Origin of the sequence: Pseudomonas sp. PS01270, assembly GCF_029959775.1 — a bacterium.
Classification (GTDB): Bacteria; Pseudomonadota; Gammaproteobacteria; order Pseudomonadales; family Pseudomonadaceae; genus Aquipseudomonas; species Aquipseudomonas atacamensis.
The window spans coordinates 1-16,568 of record NZ_JASCPT010000002.1; the positions used below are offsets into that span (position 1 = coordinate 1).

Annotated in this window: 12 protein-coding genes; 5 read left to right on the forward strand and 7 right to left on the reverse strand. The window is 61.0% G+C overall.

Annotation, left to right across the window (positions count from 1 at the left end; all coding sequences use genetic code 11):
• Window positions 1–182: 182 nt before the first annotated feature.
• Window positions 183–1,991 carry a sodium-extruding oxaloacetate decarboxylase subunit alpha gene (gene oadA / locus QMX86_RS00770; protein WP_282386042.1) on the reverse strand — a complete coding sequence of 603 codons (1,809 nt, stop codon included), beginning with the start codon at window positions 1,989–1,991 and terminating at the stop codon, window positions 183–185.
• A gap of 11 nt (window positions 1,992–2,002) precedes the next feature.
• Window positions 2,003–3,418, reverse strand: a complete 1,416-nt coding sequence (locus QMX86_RS00775; RefSeq protein ID WP_024014853.1) for an acetyl-CoA carboxylase biotin carboxylase subunit — start codon at window positions 3,416–3,418, stop codon at window positions 2,003–2,005.
• Between the two features lie 190 nt (window positions 3,419–3,608).
• Between QMX86_RS00775 and QMX86_RS00780 the strand changes: the two genes are divergently transcribed.
• Complete coding sequence (locus tag QMX86_RS00780) at window positions 3,609–4,571, forward strand: LysR family transcriptional regulator (protein WP_071171371.1); 963 nt, start codon at window positions 3,609–3,611, stop codon at window positions 4,569–4,571.
• Here QMX86_RS00780 and QMX86_RS00785 read toward each other — a convergent pair.
• The 3 genes from QMX86_RS00785 to QMX86_RS00795 all read right to left on the reverse strand — a co-directional run bounded on the left by QMX86_RS00785 (window position 4,513) and on the right by QMX86_RS00795 (window position 8,817).
• On the reverse strand, window positions 4,513–4,716 hold the full coding sequence (locus QMX86_RS00785) for a hypothetical protein (protein ID WP_083386923.1): 204 nt from the start codon (window positions 4,714–4,716) through the stop codon (window positions 4,513–4,515). The two genes, QMX86_RS00780 and QMX86_RS00785, sit on opposite strands and share 59 nt — an antisense overlap.
• 233 nt (window positions 4,717–4,949) lie before the next feature.
• A complete protein-coding gene (hexR, locus tag QMX86_RS00790) occupies window positions 4,950–5,816 on the reverse strand; it encodes a transcriptional regulator HexR (protein ID WP_007962240.1) in 867 nt (288 codons plus the stop codon).
• A 127-nt stretch (window positions 5,817–5,943) separates the two neighbouring features.
• Window positions 5,944–8,817: a GGDEF domain-containing phosphodiesterase gene (locus QMX86_RS00795; RefSeq protein ID WP_282386038.1), complete on the reverse strand. Its 2,874-nt coding sequence runs from the start codon at window positions 8,815–8,817 to the stop codon at window positions 5,944–5,946.
• A gap of 257 nt (window positions 8,818–9,074) precedes the next feature.
• Between QMX86_RS00795 and uvrD the strand changes: the two genes are divergently transcribed.
• From uvrD to QMX86_RS00810, 3 genes are all read left to right on the forward strand, one after another.
• A complete protein-coding gene (gene uvrD, locus QMX86_RS00800) occupies window positions 9,075–11,258 on the forward strand; it encodes a DNA helicase II (protein ID WP_016772450.1) in 2,184 nt (727 codons plus the stop codon).
• A 239-nt stretch (window positions 11,259–11,497) separates the two neighbouring features.
• Entirely contained in the window at window positions 11,498–12,373 is an 876-nt protein-coding gene (locus tag QMX86_RS00805) for a Tim44 domain-containing protein (RefSeq protein WP_016772449.1), read from the forward strand.
• A 135-nt stretch (window positions 12,374–12,508) separates the two neighbouring features.
• Window positions 12,509–12,916, forward strand: a complete 408-nt coding sequence (locus QMX86_RS00810) for an SMI1/KNR4 family protein (protein ID WP_038359443.1) — start codon at window positions 12,509–12,511, stop codon at window positions 12,914–12,916.
• A 21-nt stretch (window positions 12,917–12,937) separates the two neighbouring features.
• Here the strand turns inward: QMX86_RS00810 and QMX86_RS00815 are convergent, their stop codons facing one another.
• Window positions 12,938–14,701, reverse strand: coding sequence for a cation:proton antiporter (locus QMX86_RS00815; protein ID WP_056790983.1), 1,764 nt, complete (start codon window positions 14,699–14,701; stop codon window positions 12,938–12,940).
• Window positions 14,702–14,980: 279 nt separating this feature from the next.
• Here QMX86_RS00815 and QMX86_RS00820 point away from each other — a divergent pair, with 279 nt between their 5' ends.
• Window positions 14,981–15,463 carry an acyl-CoA thioesterase gene (locus QMX86_RS00820; RefSeq protein WP_016772447.1) on the forward strand — a complete coding sequence of 161 codons (483 nt, stop codon included), beginning with the start codon at window positions 14,981–14,983 and terminating at the stop codon, window positions 15,461–15,463.
• A 116-nt stretch (window positions 15,464–15,579) separates the two neighbouring features.
• Here the strand turns inward: QMX86_RS00820 and pdxY are convergent, their stop codons facing one another.
• The gene (gene pdxY / locus QMX86_RS00825) at window positions 15,580–16,452 is read right to left on the reverse strand and encodes a pyridoxal kinase PdxY (protein WP_042608042.1); all 873 of its coding nucleotides are present in this window, start codon (window positions 16,450–16,452) and stop codon (window positions 15,580–15,582) included.
• Between the last annotated feature and the right edge of the window lie 116 nt (window positions 16,453–16,568).

Below are 16,568 nucleotides of genomic sequence, written 5' to 3' on the forward strand. Positions count from 1 at the left end.
AGCCTGCTCGCGAAAGCGCTGGATCATACAAAGATGCTATTGGCTGACCTGGCGCATTCGCGAGCAGGCTCGCTCCCACATGTGATCCTTGGCAATGACCTGACAAGGTCGAAAATCACAGGCAAAAAAAAGGGGAGCACATGCTCCCCCGAGGTTTAAAGCGTTGGATCGCGACTGTTATCTCAGCCTTCGATCTCGATGAGGATTTCGCCCGGGTTGACCCGGTCGCCCTTGGCCACATGAATCGCGGCAACCTTGCCGGCAATGGCGGCCTGGACTTCGGTTTCCATCTTCATCGCTTCGGTGATCAGTACCGCCTGGCCAGCCTTGACGCTGTCGCCCTCCTTGACCAGCACATCGACGATGTTGCCGGGCATGGTGGTGCTGACATGGCCTGGTGCCGAGGCCTGTTTGCGTTTGCTGCTGCCGCCGCCAACGAATTCGTTGAGCGGCTCGAACACCACTTCTTCCGGCATGCCGTCGATGGACAGATAGAAGTGGCGCTTGCCTTCAGCCTTGACGCCGACACCGGTGATGTCGACGCGATAGGTTTCGCCGTGGACGTCGATGACGAACTCGGTCGGCACGCCTTCGCCGCCCGCCGAAGCAACGGCGCCCGCTTCCGGGATTGGCAACAGCACTTCCGGCGTGAGGGTGCCGGCGGCACGCTCTTCGAGGAACTTGCGGCCGATGTCCGGGAACATGGCGAAGGTCAGTACGTCTTCTTCGGATTTGGCCAGTGCGCCGATATCGGCACGCAACTTGGTCATTTCCGGCTTGAGCAGGTCGGCCGGGCGCACGTCGATGACGTCTTCGCTGCCGATCGCCTGACGGCGCAGCTTCTCGTTAACCACGCCCGGCGCCTTGCCGTAACCGCCCTGCAGGTACAGCTTCACTTCGTTGGTGATGGTCTTGTAGCGCTCGCCGGCCAGTACGTTGAAAAATGCCTGGGTGCCGACGATCTGCGAGGTTGGAGTCACCAGCGGCGGGAAGCCAAGGTCTTCACGCACGCGCGGGATTTCTGCGAGCACTTCGCTCATGCGGTTCAGAGCGCCCTGCTCTTTCAACTGGTTGGCGAGGTTGGAAATCATCCCGCCCGGCACCTGGTTGACCTGCACACGGGTGTCGACGGCGGTGAATTCGCTTTCGAACTGGTGGTACTTCTTGCGCACGGCATAGAAGTACAGGCCGATTTCCTGGAGCAGTTCCAGATTCAGGCCGGTGTCGTACTCGGTGCCCTTGAGCGCGGCAACCATCGACTCGGTGCCCGGATGGCTGGTGCCCGAGGCGAAGCTGGAGATTGCGGTGTCGATGTGATCGGCGCCGTTTTCGATCGCCTTGAGCTGGCACATGGCGGCCAGGCCAGCGGTGTCGTGGGAGTGGATGAACACCGGCAACGACTGCTCGGCTTTCAACGCGCGCACCAGTTCACCGGTGGCATACGGGGTCAGCAGACCGGCCATGTCCTTGATCGCTACCGAGTCGCAGCCCATGGACTCCATTTGCTTGGCCTGGGTGACGAAGGCCTCGATGGTGTGCACCGGACTGGTGGTATAGGCGATGGTGCCCTGTGCGTGTTTGCCGGCAGCCTTCACCGCTTCAATGGCCACGCGCAGGTTGCGCACATCGTTCATCGCATCGAAAATGCGGAACACATCGATGCCGTTCACCGCTGCCTTGGCGACGAAAGCTTTGACCACGTCGTCGCTGTAATGGCGATAGCCGAGCAGATTCTGCCCGCGCAGGAGCATTTGCAGACGGGTGTTGGGCAACGCCGCACGCAGTTGGCGCAGGCGCTCCCACGGGTCTTCCTTGAGAAAGCGCACACAGGCGTCGAACGTCGCGCCGCCCCAGCATTCCAGCGACCAGTAGCCGACCTTGTCGAGCTTGTCGCAGATCGGCAGCATGTCTTCGGTGCGCATGCGGGTGGCGAGCAGCGATTGGTGAGCGTCGCGCAGGATGGTGTCTGTTACGAAGATTTTCTTGCTCATTCTTGTATTCCTCACAGGCCTGCGTGGGCGGCGATGGCGGCGGCGATGGCCAGGGCCAGCTCTTCGGGTTTGCGCTTGATCGAGTAGTTGGTCAGTTCCGGGTGGCTTTCAACGAAGCTGGTGTTGAACTGGCCGCTACGGAATTCCGGGTTGCGCAGGATTTCCTGGTAGTAGGCGGCGGTGGTCTTCACGCCTTGCAGACGCATGTCGTCCAGCGCCCGCAGACCACGGTCCATCGCCTCTTCCCAGGTCAGCGCCCAGACCACCAGCTTCAGGCACATCGAGTCGTAGAACGGCGGAATGGTGTAGCCGGTGTAGATTGCCGTGTCGGTGCGCACGCCCGGGCCGCCGGGGGCGTAGTAACGGGTAATTTTGCCGAAGCTCGGCAGGAAGTTGTTCTTCGGGTCTTCGGCGTTGATACGGAACTGCAACGCAAAGCCTCGGTGCTGAATGTCTTCCTGCTTCACCGACAGCGGCAGGCCGGAGGCGATGCGAATCTGTTCGCGGACGATGTCGATGCCGGTGATTTCTTCGGTGATGGTGTGTTCCACTTGCACCCGCGTGTTCATTTCCATGAAGTACACCTCGCCCTCGGCGAGCAGGAACTCCACGGTGCCGGCATTCTCGTAACCCACTGCCTTGGCCGCACGGACCGACAGGTCGCCGATGTAGGCGCGCTGTTCCGGGGTCAGTTGCGGGCTCGGCGCGATCTCGATCAGCTTCTGATTGCGGCGCTGGATCGAGCAGTCACGCTCGAACAGATGCACGACGTTGCCGAAGCTGTCGCCAAGGATCTGCGCCTCGATGTGCTTGGGATTGACGATGCATTTTTCCAGGAACACTTCCGCCGAACCGAACGCCTTGGTGGCTTCGGAGATGACCCGGGGGAAGTTCTGTTCGAGTTCTTCGCGGCTGTTGCAGCGACGGATACCGCGACCGCCACCACCGGAGGTGGCCTTGAGCATTACCGGGTAACCGATGCGGTCGCCTTCGACCAAGGCTTCTTCGATGCCGGAGACGTTGCCCTCGGTACCAGGCGTCACCGGTACGCCGGCCTTGATCATGCTGCGGCGCGCTTCGGTCTTGTCGCCCATGCGCCGGATGACTTCCGCCGACGGGCCGATGAATTTGATGCCGCGCTCAGCGCAGATTTCCGCCAGCTCGGCGTTTTCCGAAAGGAAGCCGTAGCCGGGGTGCAGCGCATCGCAGCCGGTTTCCACCGCCAGGTTCACCAGCTTGCGCGGGTTCAGATAGCCGGCCAGTGGCTCGGCACCCACGCTGTGGGCCTCGTCCGCACGCTTCACATGCAAGGCATGGCGATCGGCATCGGAGAAAATTGCAACCGAGCGAATGCCCATTTCGGCGCAGGCTCGTACGATGCGTACGGCAATCTCACCACGGTTGGCGATCAGGATCTTTTTTATCACTTGGAAATTCCCTTGAGCCGGTGGCACCACGACCTGCTGGAGCCAGGTCGACGCGTGACCAAATGTTTCAATTCAGTCGCAGGTCCACACTAGCGCTGCTGAGGGATTAACAAAAATGAATAAAAATTGGGTCAGGCATAAGTAAACACTTATAGTCGCAACATCCGTGTGCCGTGAGAGCCTGAATAAAATGCGTAAGTCATTGATGCGTATGACATTGCGTCAGTTGCAGATCTTCAATGAGGTGTGTGATTTACGTTCCTACAGCCGCGCTGCTGAGGAAATGTCCCTCACACAACCGGCCGTGAGCCTACAGATTCGTCAGCTTGAAGAGCTGATCGGTCAGCCGCTGTTCGACTATGTCGGCAAAAAACTCTACATGACCGAGGCGGCGGAAGCGCTCCAACGTGCCAGTCGCGACATTTTCGGGCGGCTGGAAAACCTCGATATGCAACTGTCGGACATGCAGGGTTCGCTGCAGGGTCAGCTGAAACTGGCAGTGGAATCGAGCGCCAAATATTTCGTGCCGCATTTGTTCGCCGCGTTCAAGCGCCAGCATCCGGAAGTCAATTTGCAGCTGACTGTGGTCAACCGTGGCCAGGTCATTCGCCGCCTCTCGGACAATCGCGATGATCTGGTGATCATGTCGATGGTGCCGCAGGACATGGGCCTGGAATTTCTGCCGTTTCTCAACAATCCGATTGTCGCCGTCGCGCGCCCGGATCATCCGCTGGCGCACATGGGCCCGTTGCGCTTGCAGGATCTGGAGCCGTATACGCTGCTGATCCGCGAGCCGGGCTCGGGCACACGTCTGGCCTGCGAAGAATATTTCAAGGAAAAGCGCGTGCACTTCACCCAGACCCAGGAGGTAGCCTCGGCCGAAGCCCAGCGCGAATGCGTGGTGGCGGGTCTGGGCCTGGCGCTGCTGACGCGCCACGCCCTGAACCTGGAGCTGGCGACCGGCGGCCTGGTCGAGCTGCCGGTCGAAGAGTTGCCGCTGCTGCGCAGCTGGTGTCTGGTGCAGGCCAAAGCCAAGCGGCTGTCACCGGTGGCGCACGCCTTCCTGGCGTTTATCCGCAGCGAGCGGGCGCAGATTATTGCGTTGGTTGAGCGCTTCGACGGGAAGCTGCGGGGGTCGCCTGCCAGTGCGTGATTTCGGGAAAATCGCCGATCTCGGCCTGAAGCTGGCGAAGTTCGAAGCGATCCTCGATTGCGCGGCGGAATTCCATGCGGCGCTGATCTTCCTGCTGACGACGGGTTTTCGCGGCGCTGTTGCGTTCTTCGTAGGGCTGAGCCATTTCGATTCTCCCAAGGCGAGTACGGGAGTTTCACGATAGGCATGGGGGATGACGATTTGGCTGCGCGGGGATGACAATGTGATGAAATGTGCGCAGGAATGTGGTTTTTTGGAGGGCGCTTTCGCGAGCAGGCTCGCTCCCACATCTTATCCCGTTATGACCCAGAATTTATGTTCTCAGGAGATCCCCTGTGGGAGCGAGCCTGCTCGCGAACAAGGTCGGAACGACCTTGCTCAGTCATCCAGGGCTTTCACGGCTTTTGGAGACAAACGCAAACTGCGCAGACTGCGCTTGACGCTCTTGAGGTGATTGACCAGGCTCGGCCCGCGCGCCATGGCCACGCCCATCGCCAGCACGTCGATCACCACCAGGTGGGCGATTCGCGAGGTCAGCGGCGTATAGATCTCGGTGTCTTCGTGCACATCGATCGCCAGATTGACGGTCGACAGTTCGGCCAACGGCGTCTGGCTCGGACACAGGGTGATCAACGACGCCCCGCTTTCGCGAACGAGGTTAGCGGTGATCAGCAAATCCTTGGAGCGCCCCGACTGGGAAATACAGATCGCCACATCAGTCGGTTTCAAAGTAACGGCTGACATGGCCTGCATGTGCGGGTCGGAGTACGCCGCCGCGGTCAGCAGCAAACGGAAGAACTTGTGCTGTGCATCCGCGGCCACCGCACCGGAAGCACCGAAGCCGTAGAACTCGACACGCTGCGCCTGGGACATCAGCGTCACCGCGCGCTGCAACTCGACCGGGTCGAGCTTCTCGCGCACTTCCATCAGGGTGTGCAGCGTGGTGTCGAAAATCTTCAGGCTGTAGTCGGCGACGGAGTCGTCTTCGTGGATCGCGAACTGGCCGAAGCTGGCGCCGGCGGCCAGGCTTTGCGCCAGTTTCAGTTTGAGATCCTGAAAGCCGGAACAACCGATGGCGCGGCAGAAACGCACGATGGTCGGCTCGCTGATGCCGACGCTGTGAGCCAGGTCGGCCATGGAACTGTGCATCACTGCCGCAGGGTCAAGCAGCACGTGGTCGGCGACCTTGAGCTCCGACTTGCGTAACAGGTGACGTGACTGGGCGATGTGTTGCAGCAGATTCAAGGGGCTGGACTCTTCTTGTGGGCAAGGATGTAGCAAGCTTGTAGTTATACTACATGAATGGGCATTTTGCCTGCTCAATGCGTAACTCGATGTCCCGGCGGCAGGCACGCTGAGGAGCATGTAGCCCTTACTGCGGGTTTTTCTGATCACGCAAAAGGCCGGCCAGACAAGCAGCGTCTACCGGCCGGCTGATCAGATAACCCTGCACCTCGTCGCAGTGTTCGGCGCGCAGAAATGCCAGCTGATCCTCACGTTCGACGCCCTCGGCCACGACTTTCAGGGCCAGCCCGTGGGCCATGGCGATGATCGCGCGAGTGATCGCCGCGTCCGCACTGCCCTCGCTCAAGCCGCGAATGAACGCCTGATCGATCTTCACGTAATCCACCGGAATGCGCTTGAGGTAACTCAACGACGAATACCCGGTACCGAAATCATCGATCGCCAGTTTCACTCCCAGATCGCGCAGTTGCTGGAACGTCGCAATGATGTGTTCGACGCTGTCGAGCAAATGACTTTCGGTCAGCTCCAGCTCGAGATAATGCGGCGCCAGCCCGGTTTCTTCCAGCACCTGCCGGACCAGACTGACCAGCTTGCCCTGACGCAGCTGATGCACCGACAGGTTCACCGACACGCGGATCGGCGCCAGGCCCTGGCGCTGCCATTCGCACGCTTGCCAGCACGCCTGGCGCAAAACGAACTCGCCGATCGGCCCGATCAGACCGGTCTCTTCGGCCAGGCCAATGAAATCCGCCGGCGGCACCTGGCCCATGCTCGGATGATCCCAGCGCACCAGTGCTTCAGCGGCATTCATGCGGCCGGTTTGCAGGCACAGTTTCGGTTGGTAGAACACCGTCAGTTGCTGTTCTTCAATGGCCCTGCGCAGGTGGTTTTCCAGCTGCAAACGTTCGAGTGTGCTGGCTTGCAGGCTGTCGGTGAAGAACTGGAAATTGTTGCCGCCCAGATGTTTGGCATGTTGCATGGCCATGTTCGACTGGCTGACCAGCGCCGAGATCTCACGCGCGTTGTCCGGCAACAGGCTGATGCCCATCGAAGCGCTGACCACCAGTTCATGCCCGTCAACGCTCAGCGGCAAACGCAGCTTGGCCGACAACCGCGTCGCTACCCGTGCCAGGCTCGACAGATTGCCGTAGGCATCGAACAGCACGGCAAATTCGTCACCGGACAGGCGCGCAATGGTGTCGGCTTCCGGCAAGGCATTGACCAGCCGCCGCGCCATTTTTTGCAGCAGCTGATCGGCGACTTCGTGGCCGAGGCTGTCATTGAGCAATTTGAAGCGATCGAGATTGATGTGCAGCAACGCCAGACTGCGGCGCCCGCCCTGGCGCACCCGCTGATGGGCTTCGTGCAGGCGCTCGCGGAACAGCGAACGGTTGGCCAGGCCGGTGAGCTCGTCGTAATGGGTCAGATAGCGCAGGCGTTCTTCCGAGGCCCGCCGCGCCGAGAGATCGGCGAAGAAGCCGACGATGTGGCTGACATTGCCACGGCTATCACGCACGGCATTGAGTTGCAGCCACTGCGGATACAGCTCGCCGTTCTTGCGGGTTTCCACGAGCTCGCCCTGCCAACTGCCGTGCTGCTCCAGCGCATGACGGATCGCCACGTAGTGACGACGGGCATCGCGGCTGCAGGGCAACTCGACGACGTTGCGCCCGAGCATGTCGTCGATCTCGTAACCGGTGACCCGGCTGAACGCCTGGTTGATCGCAATCAGCGCGTAGTTCGGGTCGAGAATCACGATGCCTTCGCTGGCCGCTTCAAACACCGTCGCCGCCAGCCGCTGCTGCTCTTCAAGGCTTTTGCTGGCGCTGATATCGCGGCGAGTGCCGACCATGCGGATCACCCGGCCGTTGGCGCTGCGCTCTACGGCGCGGCCACGGTCCTCGATCCACACCCAGTGGCCGTCGCCATGGCGCAGGCGATATTCGACCTGATAATCCTCGGTGCGCCCCTTCAGATGCTCGACCAGGGCGAACTTGAGTGACGGCACATCTTCAGGATGCAGTCGTGGCTTGAGGTCGCGCAGCAGCGCGGTGACGTATTCCGGGGCGAGGCCGAACAGTTCCTGAATCTGCGTGTGATGGACCTCGTCGGTCTGCAGGTTCCAGTCCCACAATCCGAGCTCACTGGCCTTGAGCGCCAGCGCCAGGCGCGCTTCGCTTTTGCTCAGGGCCTGATTGGCGGCATCCAGTTCGCGGCTGCGCTGGGCCACGCGATCTTCGAGATCGACCTGCGCTTCACGCAACTGCGCCTCGGCACAGCGGCGCTGTTCGATCTCTTTGCCCAGCTCCTGATTGAGTTGTTCGCTGCGCGTCTGCGCTTGCTGCAAATGCTCGATCAGGTGCTGATTCTGGAAGCGCCGCAGCAATCCACGGTCGATCAATCGATTGACCTGCCATGCCACCACGCTCAGCGAACCGAGCAGGATCAGACCCAGCCAGCCCCAGCCCCGGGCCTGATCGTCGCCGCCCCAGAACAGGTAGCCGATCGCTGGCAGCAGGCACGGCAAGGTAAACGAGAGGAACGCCGGCAGGCTCACCGCGTAGGCGACGCTGGCCGACAGCGTTGCCGCGCCGATCAGGCCGAACACCCAGGCTTGCTGCATGAAGTTGTCAGCGGGTACCAGAGCGATGCCGGCTCCGGCCAGCGTCAGGCCGGTCATGGTCGAACCGAGCAGGAACATGCGGAACCAGATCGGCTGGGCCTGACGATCGGGAATCGCCGAATCGAACGCGGCTACCTGAATCACCCGCAGCGCGACCAGCGACAGCAGCCACACCAGCCAGACGCTGACCACGAAGTAGCGCTGCGGGCTCCAGAGCAAAGCGGCGCAGACCAGACCATTGATCAACATGAACAGCGTGGGCAACAGCGAGCCCTGATACAGCAGACGCGTGCGCTCCACCGCCATTTCGACGGCATAGTGCTTGCGGATCACCCGGGGGTCCACGGAGGGCCCCGACAGTTCGGCGCTGAGGATCATGGGCAACGTTCTTGTTCTTATAAGGAGGGCGTGCGCCCGAAACGTGGACGGAGCATACACAAGCCGATCCCGATGCCAAACTGCTGCGGATCACAATTGCAGGGAAATTTTCCGTCGCTTGCGCACCACTGCAACCGCTCAGGCGAGACGGGCCGAAGCCTGCAGCCAGTGACCGACCGGTCGTCATCGGCAGCACTTTCATCGGCTAATGCAACGCACGGTTTGCCCGGGCCTGCGGCGCACCCTAGAATGCCCCGATGCGCGATGATCTCTCCCTTCTGCTGAACTCCCTCAACGATGCCCAACGCCAGGCCGTAGCAGCCCCCGTTGGCCGTCAGTTGGTCCTGGCCGGCGCCGGTTCCGGTAAAACCCGAGTGCTGGTGCACCGTATCGCCTGGTTGATCCAGGTCGAAAACGCCTCGCCTCACTCCATCCTGTCGGTGACCTTCACCAACAAGGCCGCTGCCGAGATGCGCCATCGCATCGAGCAGTTGCTGGGCATCAACCCGGCCGGCATGTGGGTCGGCACCTTCCACGGCCTCGCGCACCGTTTGCTGCGGGCGCACTGGCAGGAGGCGGGCCTGAGCCAGACCTTCCAGATTCTTGACAGCGATGACCAGCAGCGTCTGGTCAAGCGGGTGATCCGCGAACTGGGCCTGGACGAGCAACGCTGGCCGGCGCGTCAGGCGCAGTGGTTCATCAACGGCCAGAAAGATGAAGGTCTGCGGCCGCAACACATTCAGGCCAGCGGCGACCTGTTCCTCGCCACCATGCGCGGCATCTACGAAGCCTACGAGGCGGCGTGCCTGCGGGCTGGCGTGATCGATTTCTCCGAACTGCTGCTGCGCGCCCTCGATCTGTGGCGCGATCACCCCGGCCTGCTGGCGCACTACCAAAAGCGCTTCCGGCACATTCTGGTCGACGAGTTCCAGGACACCAACGCCGTGCAGTACGCCTGGTTGCGCCTGCTCGGCAAGGGCGGCGACAGCCTGATGGTGGTCGGCGACGACGACCAGTCGATTTACGGCTGGCGCGGGGCGAAGATCGAGAACATCCATCAGTACTCTTCCGACTTCCCGGACTCCGAGACGATTCGTCTGGAACAGAATTACCGCTCCACCGCCGGCATCCTCAAAGCCGCCAACGCTTTGATCGCCAACAACACCGGGCGTCTCGGTAAAGAGCTGTGGACCGACGGTGGCGACGGCGAAGCGATCAATCTGTACGCCGCGTTCAACGAGCACGACGAAGCCCGTTACGTGGTGGAAACCATCGAAAGCGCGCTGAAAACCGGTCTGGCCCGTAGCGATATCGCCATTCTGTACCGCTCCAACGCCCAGTCGCGGGTGCTTGAAGAAGCCCTGCTGCGCGAGCGCATCCCGTACCGCATCTATGGCGGTCAGCGCTTCTTCGAACGCGCGGAAATCAAGAACGCCATGGCGTACCTGCGTTTGCTTGAGGGTCGCGGCAACGACGCGGCGCTGGAGCGAGTGATCAACGTGCCGGCCCGGGGCATCGGCGAGAAAACCGTCGAAGCGATTCGCGAGCATGCGCGACACAGCGACGTGTCGATGTGGGAAGCGATGCGCCTACTGGTGGCCAACAAAGGCCTGACCGGCCGTGCAGCGAGCGCGCTCGGTGCGTTCATCGAACTGATCGAGAACCTCGCTGCCAAGTGCGCCGAGATGCCGCTGCACCTGATGACGCAAACCGTCATCGAGCAGTCCGGCCTGATCGCTTATCACGAAGCGGAAAAAGGTGAGAAAGGCCAGGCCCGGGTAGAAAACCTTGAGGAACTGGTCAGCGCCGCGCGCAACTTCGAGAACACCGAAGAGGACGAAGAACTGACGCCACTGGCGGCGTTCCTCGGCCACGCATCGCTGGAGGCCGGCGACACTCAGGCCGACGAGCACGAAGACAGCGTGCAGCTGATGACCCTGCACAGCGCCAAAGGCCTGGAATTCCCTTACGTGTTCCTCGTGGGCATGGAAGAAGGCCTGTTCCCGCACAAAATGAGCCTGGAAGAACCGGGGCGTCTCGAGGAAGAACGGCGTCTGGCTTACGTCGGTATCACCCGGGCGATGCAGAATCTGGTCATGACCTACGCGGAAACCCGGCGCCTGTATGGCAGCGAAACCTACAACAAGGTGTCGCGTTTCGTCCGCGAAGTGCCCAAAGGCCTGATTCAGGAAGTGCGCCTGTCCAACAGCGTCAGCCGACCGTTCGGCGGCAACCAGTCGATGAGCGGCAGCAGCCTGTTCAGCGGCAGCGAGATTCCGGAAACCGGTTTTGTGCTCGGTCAGGCGGTACGTCACTCGATCTTCGGCGAGGGCGTGATCCTCAACTTCGAAGGCTCCGGCGCCCAGGCCCGGGTGCAGGTGAACTTCAGCGAAGGCAGCAAGTGGCTGATGCTCGGCTATGCCAAGCTGGAAGCGATCTAACCACCGGCACTGAAGCCATGTGGGAGCGAGCCTGCTCGCTCCCACAGGTTATGCGGCGCAAGTGCATCAATCCCTCTGAACCTATCGCCTTTTCCTACAGACAAAAGTACATCGGCTGATTGCCTCGCCAAGCTGAACGCAACCTGTCAGGCAAAAGCCCGAAACACTCTCTCGCTAGCCAGTAACACTTCAGCTGTGCAACATGGCGCGCGTGTCTCCACAAAACGGGAATACCCTTTATGAAACGTTTTCTTAGCATCGCCATGGCGTTGTGCATCGGCCTGACGATGAGCCTCGACGCCAACGCCAAGCGCTTTGGTGGTGGCAAAAGCGCCGGCGCTGCGCCGACGCACCAGACCAGCCAGATGGCTCCTTCTTCTCCAGGCGTGGGCGGCGCAGCAGCGACCGCTGGCGCTGCCGGTGCTGCTGGCGCCGCGGCCAAGGCCGGCGGTGCGTCGCGCTGGCTCGGCCCATTGGCGGGTATTGCCGCCGGTGGCCTGCTCGCATCGATGTTCATGGGCGACGGCTTCCAGGGCATGCAGATCTTCGACATCCTGATCATGGCCCTGATCGCGTTCGTGATCTTCCGCTTCATCGCCGCCCGTCGTCGCAAGCAGCAGGAGCAATTCGCTCCGGCCGGCGCGCCGATGCAGCGTGAAGTGTTCGAGCAGAAGCCTGCCGCCATGGGTTCGATCTTCGGTGGTTCGGCTGCTCCGGCTGCCGCCCGTCCGGTGATCAACGCACCGGCCTGGTTCAACGAAGAGCGCTTCCTTGAAGCTGCGCGCAGCCACTTCCAGTCGCTGCAGCAGCACTGGGACGCCAACGAAATGGACAAGATCGCCGAGTTCGTGACCCCGCAAATGCTTGAGTTCCTCAAGCGTGAGCGTGCGGATCTGGGCGACGGCTTCCAGTCGACCTACATCGACAACCTTCAGGTGCAGCTGGACGGCGTCGACGATCGTGCCGACAAGACCATCGCCACCCTGACCTTCACCGGAGTGTCGAAAACCTCGCGTTTCGACCAGGGCGAAGTGTTCAGCGAAAGCTGGAACATGGAACGTCCGCAGGGCGACAACCAGCCTTGGCTGGTCGCCGGTATCCGCCAGAACGGCTGATTCCTGCTGCGCTTCACTTGCGGTAACAGAACCCCGGCCTCGGCCGGGGTTTTTCATTTCACGGTTGCATCTATGGCGAGCTACTGTATAAACCGGCCCATATAAACCGCGCCATTCAGCAAGAGGATCCCGGACGTGGAAGAAATCATCGAACAACTGCGCGAAGCCAACGAACCCGTACCGGTTCCTTTGGAGTTGCCTGACGAAGACCTGCTGGTGGAAATCGAAGAACAACTGTTCATCGACATTCCATTCGTCTTCAAAGAATTTTTGCTGACCGTCAGCGATGTGGTCTATGGCAGCCTCGAGCCGGTGACCGTCACTGATCCGCAATCGCACACCTACCTGCCGGACGTGGCAGCCAATGCATGGGATGTGGGTGTTGATCGCAGCTTGATCCCGATCTGTCAGGACGGCGATGACTACTACTGTGTCGAAGAAGACGGCACCGTGGTGCTGTGGCAGGCCGAAGAAGAACTGATTGCCGAAGAAACCTGGGAATCGGTGTGGCACTGGGCGCGGGACGTCTGGCTGGAAAGCTGATCCGCCACACGCCCCGGCTGGTCAATGCCCCGACGACTCCTTGTGGTTGTCGAGGGTTTCCAGCAGCGCCACCTGCATCCGCGTATGCACGCGGATGAACCAGCGCCACAGCAGCGCCGCTACGGCGGCCGCGACGACGGCGATCAGCACCAGCAGCTTGTTGGTCGGCAGGATACTGGCCGACAAGGCTGCCAACAGCAGGAAAATCACCAGCAGCGAGAGAATCGGGATCACTTCGGCGATCACCCGGCGCACTCGCTGCGTGTGACGCCCGGCCATCTCCGGCTTGACGCCCATCTCCGCCAGCAGCATCGACAGCGCCTTGAGCTTGCGATAAGCCGCGATCAGAAATGGTAGCGAGACCAACAACGCTCCGCCCCAGATCAGTGCCTTCTGCCAGCTCGGATCGCTGATCCAGTCCTGCAGCCACAACGACATGCGCTCGGCGAAGTATGCGCCGGCAAAGAAGATCGCAATCACCAGCGCCAGATTGACCCCGACCTGCAACAGGATCCGCCGGATCATCGACGCCAGTAGCGCGCCCTCACCTTGCGGCTGGATGCTGCGCAACCATTCGCCATACATGCCGAGCACACGCCCGAGACGCTTGGGCACGACTGCCGAGAGCTTGATCGACAACGGATCCGCCGCGCGAATCAGGTACGGCGTCAGCAGTGTGGTGATCACCGACACGGCTACGGCGACCGGGTAGAGGAAGTTGCTTGTCACCTGCAAGGTCATGCCCAGCGCGGCGATGATGAAGGAAAATTCGCCGATCTGTGACAGACCCATGCCGACCCGCAGTGAGGTCCGTCCGTCATTGCCGGCGATAAACGCACCGAGGCCGCAGGACAACATCTTGCCCAGCACCACGGCCACGGTGATCACCGCGATCGGCCAGGCATATTCGATGAGAATCAGCGGGTCGAGCATCAGCCCGATGGCGACAAAAAAGATCGCACTGAACAGGTCGCGAACCGGCTCGACCAGCCGTTCGATTTTCAGCAATTGCCGAGACTCGGCCATGATCGCGCCGATCAGGAAAGCGCCGAGCACCATGCTGTATTCGAGCTTGACCACCAGCAGACAGAAGCCGAAACACAGGCCGAGCACGGTGATCAGCAGCATCTCGTTGCTTTCGAATTTCGCTACATAAGCCAGCAGACGCGGCACCAGCAGGATGCCGATGACCAGCGCAACGATCATGAACAGCGACAGCTTGCCGACCGTGGAGAAGACTTCGCCCGAGCTCACCGTGCCGCTGACGGCGATGCTCGACAGCAGCGCAATGATGCCGATGCCAAGGATGTCCTCGACAATCAGCACACCGAAGATCAACTGCGCGAAGCGCTCGTTCTTCATCTTCAGATCATTCAGCGCTTTGACGATGATGGTGGTGGAGGAGATCGCCAGAATCGCGCCGAGGAACAACGAATCCATGGTGTTCCAGTCGAACCAGCGGCCGATTTCGTAGCCGATCCAGATCATCAGGATGATTTCGAGAAACGCGGCAATGAACGCCGTGGCGCCGACCTTGAACAGCTTGCGCAGGCTGAACTCCAGGCCAAGGCAGAACATCAGGAAGATCACCCCGAGTTCGGCCAGGGTCTTGATGGTTTCTTCGTCGTGAATCAGGCCGAACGGCGGCGTATGCGGGCCGATGATGAAGCCGGCGACGATGTAGCCGAGCACCACCGGTTGTTTGAAACGATGAAACAGTACGGTTACCACGCCCGCGACCAGCATGATCACTGCCAGATCCTGAATGAAACTGATGGCATGCATGGCGTGGGCTCCTTGATGACGAGGCGCGCGGACAGACGTCAGAACGTTCTGCGCGAGCAGGGTAAAAATCCGCTTTTAATGTAGGAATTGCCCTTGGGCAGGGCTTTTGCAGGTTAACACCGCGACTTCGCTCTGGAAGCCGGTGCAATATATGGAAACAGATCGCTACCGGCGTGACGGCGGCCCGCCGCGCGGCGTCCCGATAACGGTGCTTTTTGAAAAGCCACCAGGTGCCCGCAGAGGCGCTTCCTGCAATCAGCCTTGATCCGTGAGAACGTTATGGAACCCGGAAACGCCCAGCTGTCGATGACGGTACTGATGACCCCCGACATGGCCAACTTCTCTGGCAATGTCCACGGCGGCACCCTGCTCAAATACCTCGACGAAGTGGCTTACGCCTGCGCCAGCCGTTATGCCGGGCGCTACGTGGTGACCCTGTCGGTGGATCAGGTGATTTTCCGCGAGCCGATTCATGTCGGCGAACTGGTGACGTTCCTCGCCTCGGTCAACTACACCGGCAACACGTCGATGGAAGTTGGCATCAAAGTGGTCACCGAAAACATCCGCGAACGCTCGGTGCGCCACACCAACAGCTGCTTCTTCACCATGGTCGCGGTGGATGATCAGCGCAAACCGGCCGCCGTACCGCCGTTGCAACCGCAGAACAGCGAAGACAAACGCCGCTTCATGCAGGCGCAGCAGCGCCGGCAGATTCGCCAGGAGCTGGAGAAGCGTTATCAGGAGATCAAGGGCGACGCCTGAGATTTTTAGCGCTCTGAACAACGCTTTCGCGAGCAAGCTCGCTCCCACACAGGCTCTGTGGCGTACACAAACCAAATGTGGGAGCGAGCTTGCTCGCGAATGGGGGCAACGCGGTCTTACAGACTGATCGCGGTAGCCTCGAACTTCACCCGCGGATGCGCAATGCGATCCTGCGCCCGCACCAGTTGCAGCTCGTAACTGGCGCACGCCTGGGTTTCCAGCAACACCTCATGCACTGCCGCTGCGGTGAATTCGAACGCTGCCAGCAGGCTGTCGCCCAGCAACACCCGGGCCAGGAACAGACCAGAGGTCAGATCGCCGACGCCCACTGGCTGACGCGGAAACGCCAGCAACGGACGGCGCAAATGCCAACTGCCCTCAGCCGTCACCAATAACATTTCGAAGCCATCCGCCGGTTTGCCCGGATAATCCAGATGCTTGACCAGTACCGCTTTCGGCCCGCGCGCCAGCAGCGCCCGTGCCATCGCCAGGCAATCGAACAGCGACTGCGGCTTGCGCCCGGAAAAACTGTCCAGCTCCAGTTGATTCGGGCACATGATGTCCGCCACGGCCGCGGCCTCATCCAGGAGGAAGTCGCTGACCTCGGTGGGCACGCTGCAGCCTTTCTCCGGATGGCCCATCACCGGATCACACAGATACAGCATCTTTGGATTGACCGCTTTGATCCGCGCCACACCGCTGAGAATCGCCCGTCCCTGCGCGGCGCTGCCGAGATAGCCGGACAGCACCGCGTCGCAATTGCCCAACTCGCCAATTGCGGCGATGCCTTCGATCAGCTCGGGAATCTGCTGCGGCGCCAGCACTTCACCGGCCCACTGACCATACTGGGTGTGGTTGGAGAACTGCACGGTGTTGAGCGGCCAGACGTTGACCCCGACGCGCTGCATCGGAAAAACCGCAGCGCTGTTGCCGGCGTGGCCAAACACCACGTGGGACTGGATGGCGAGCAGATGAGGCGTACGTTTCATTCGGGTCATTCCGTAAAACGATTGAAATTCAAGCCGCGCAGTATGCGACGAAACACAGCCTGTACGACAGACCGGCGAGACAGTTAAGCTGACGCCATCATTTGGAGTTCGATGTC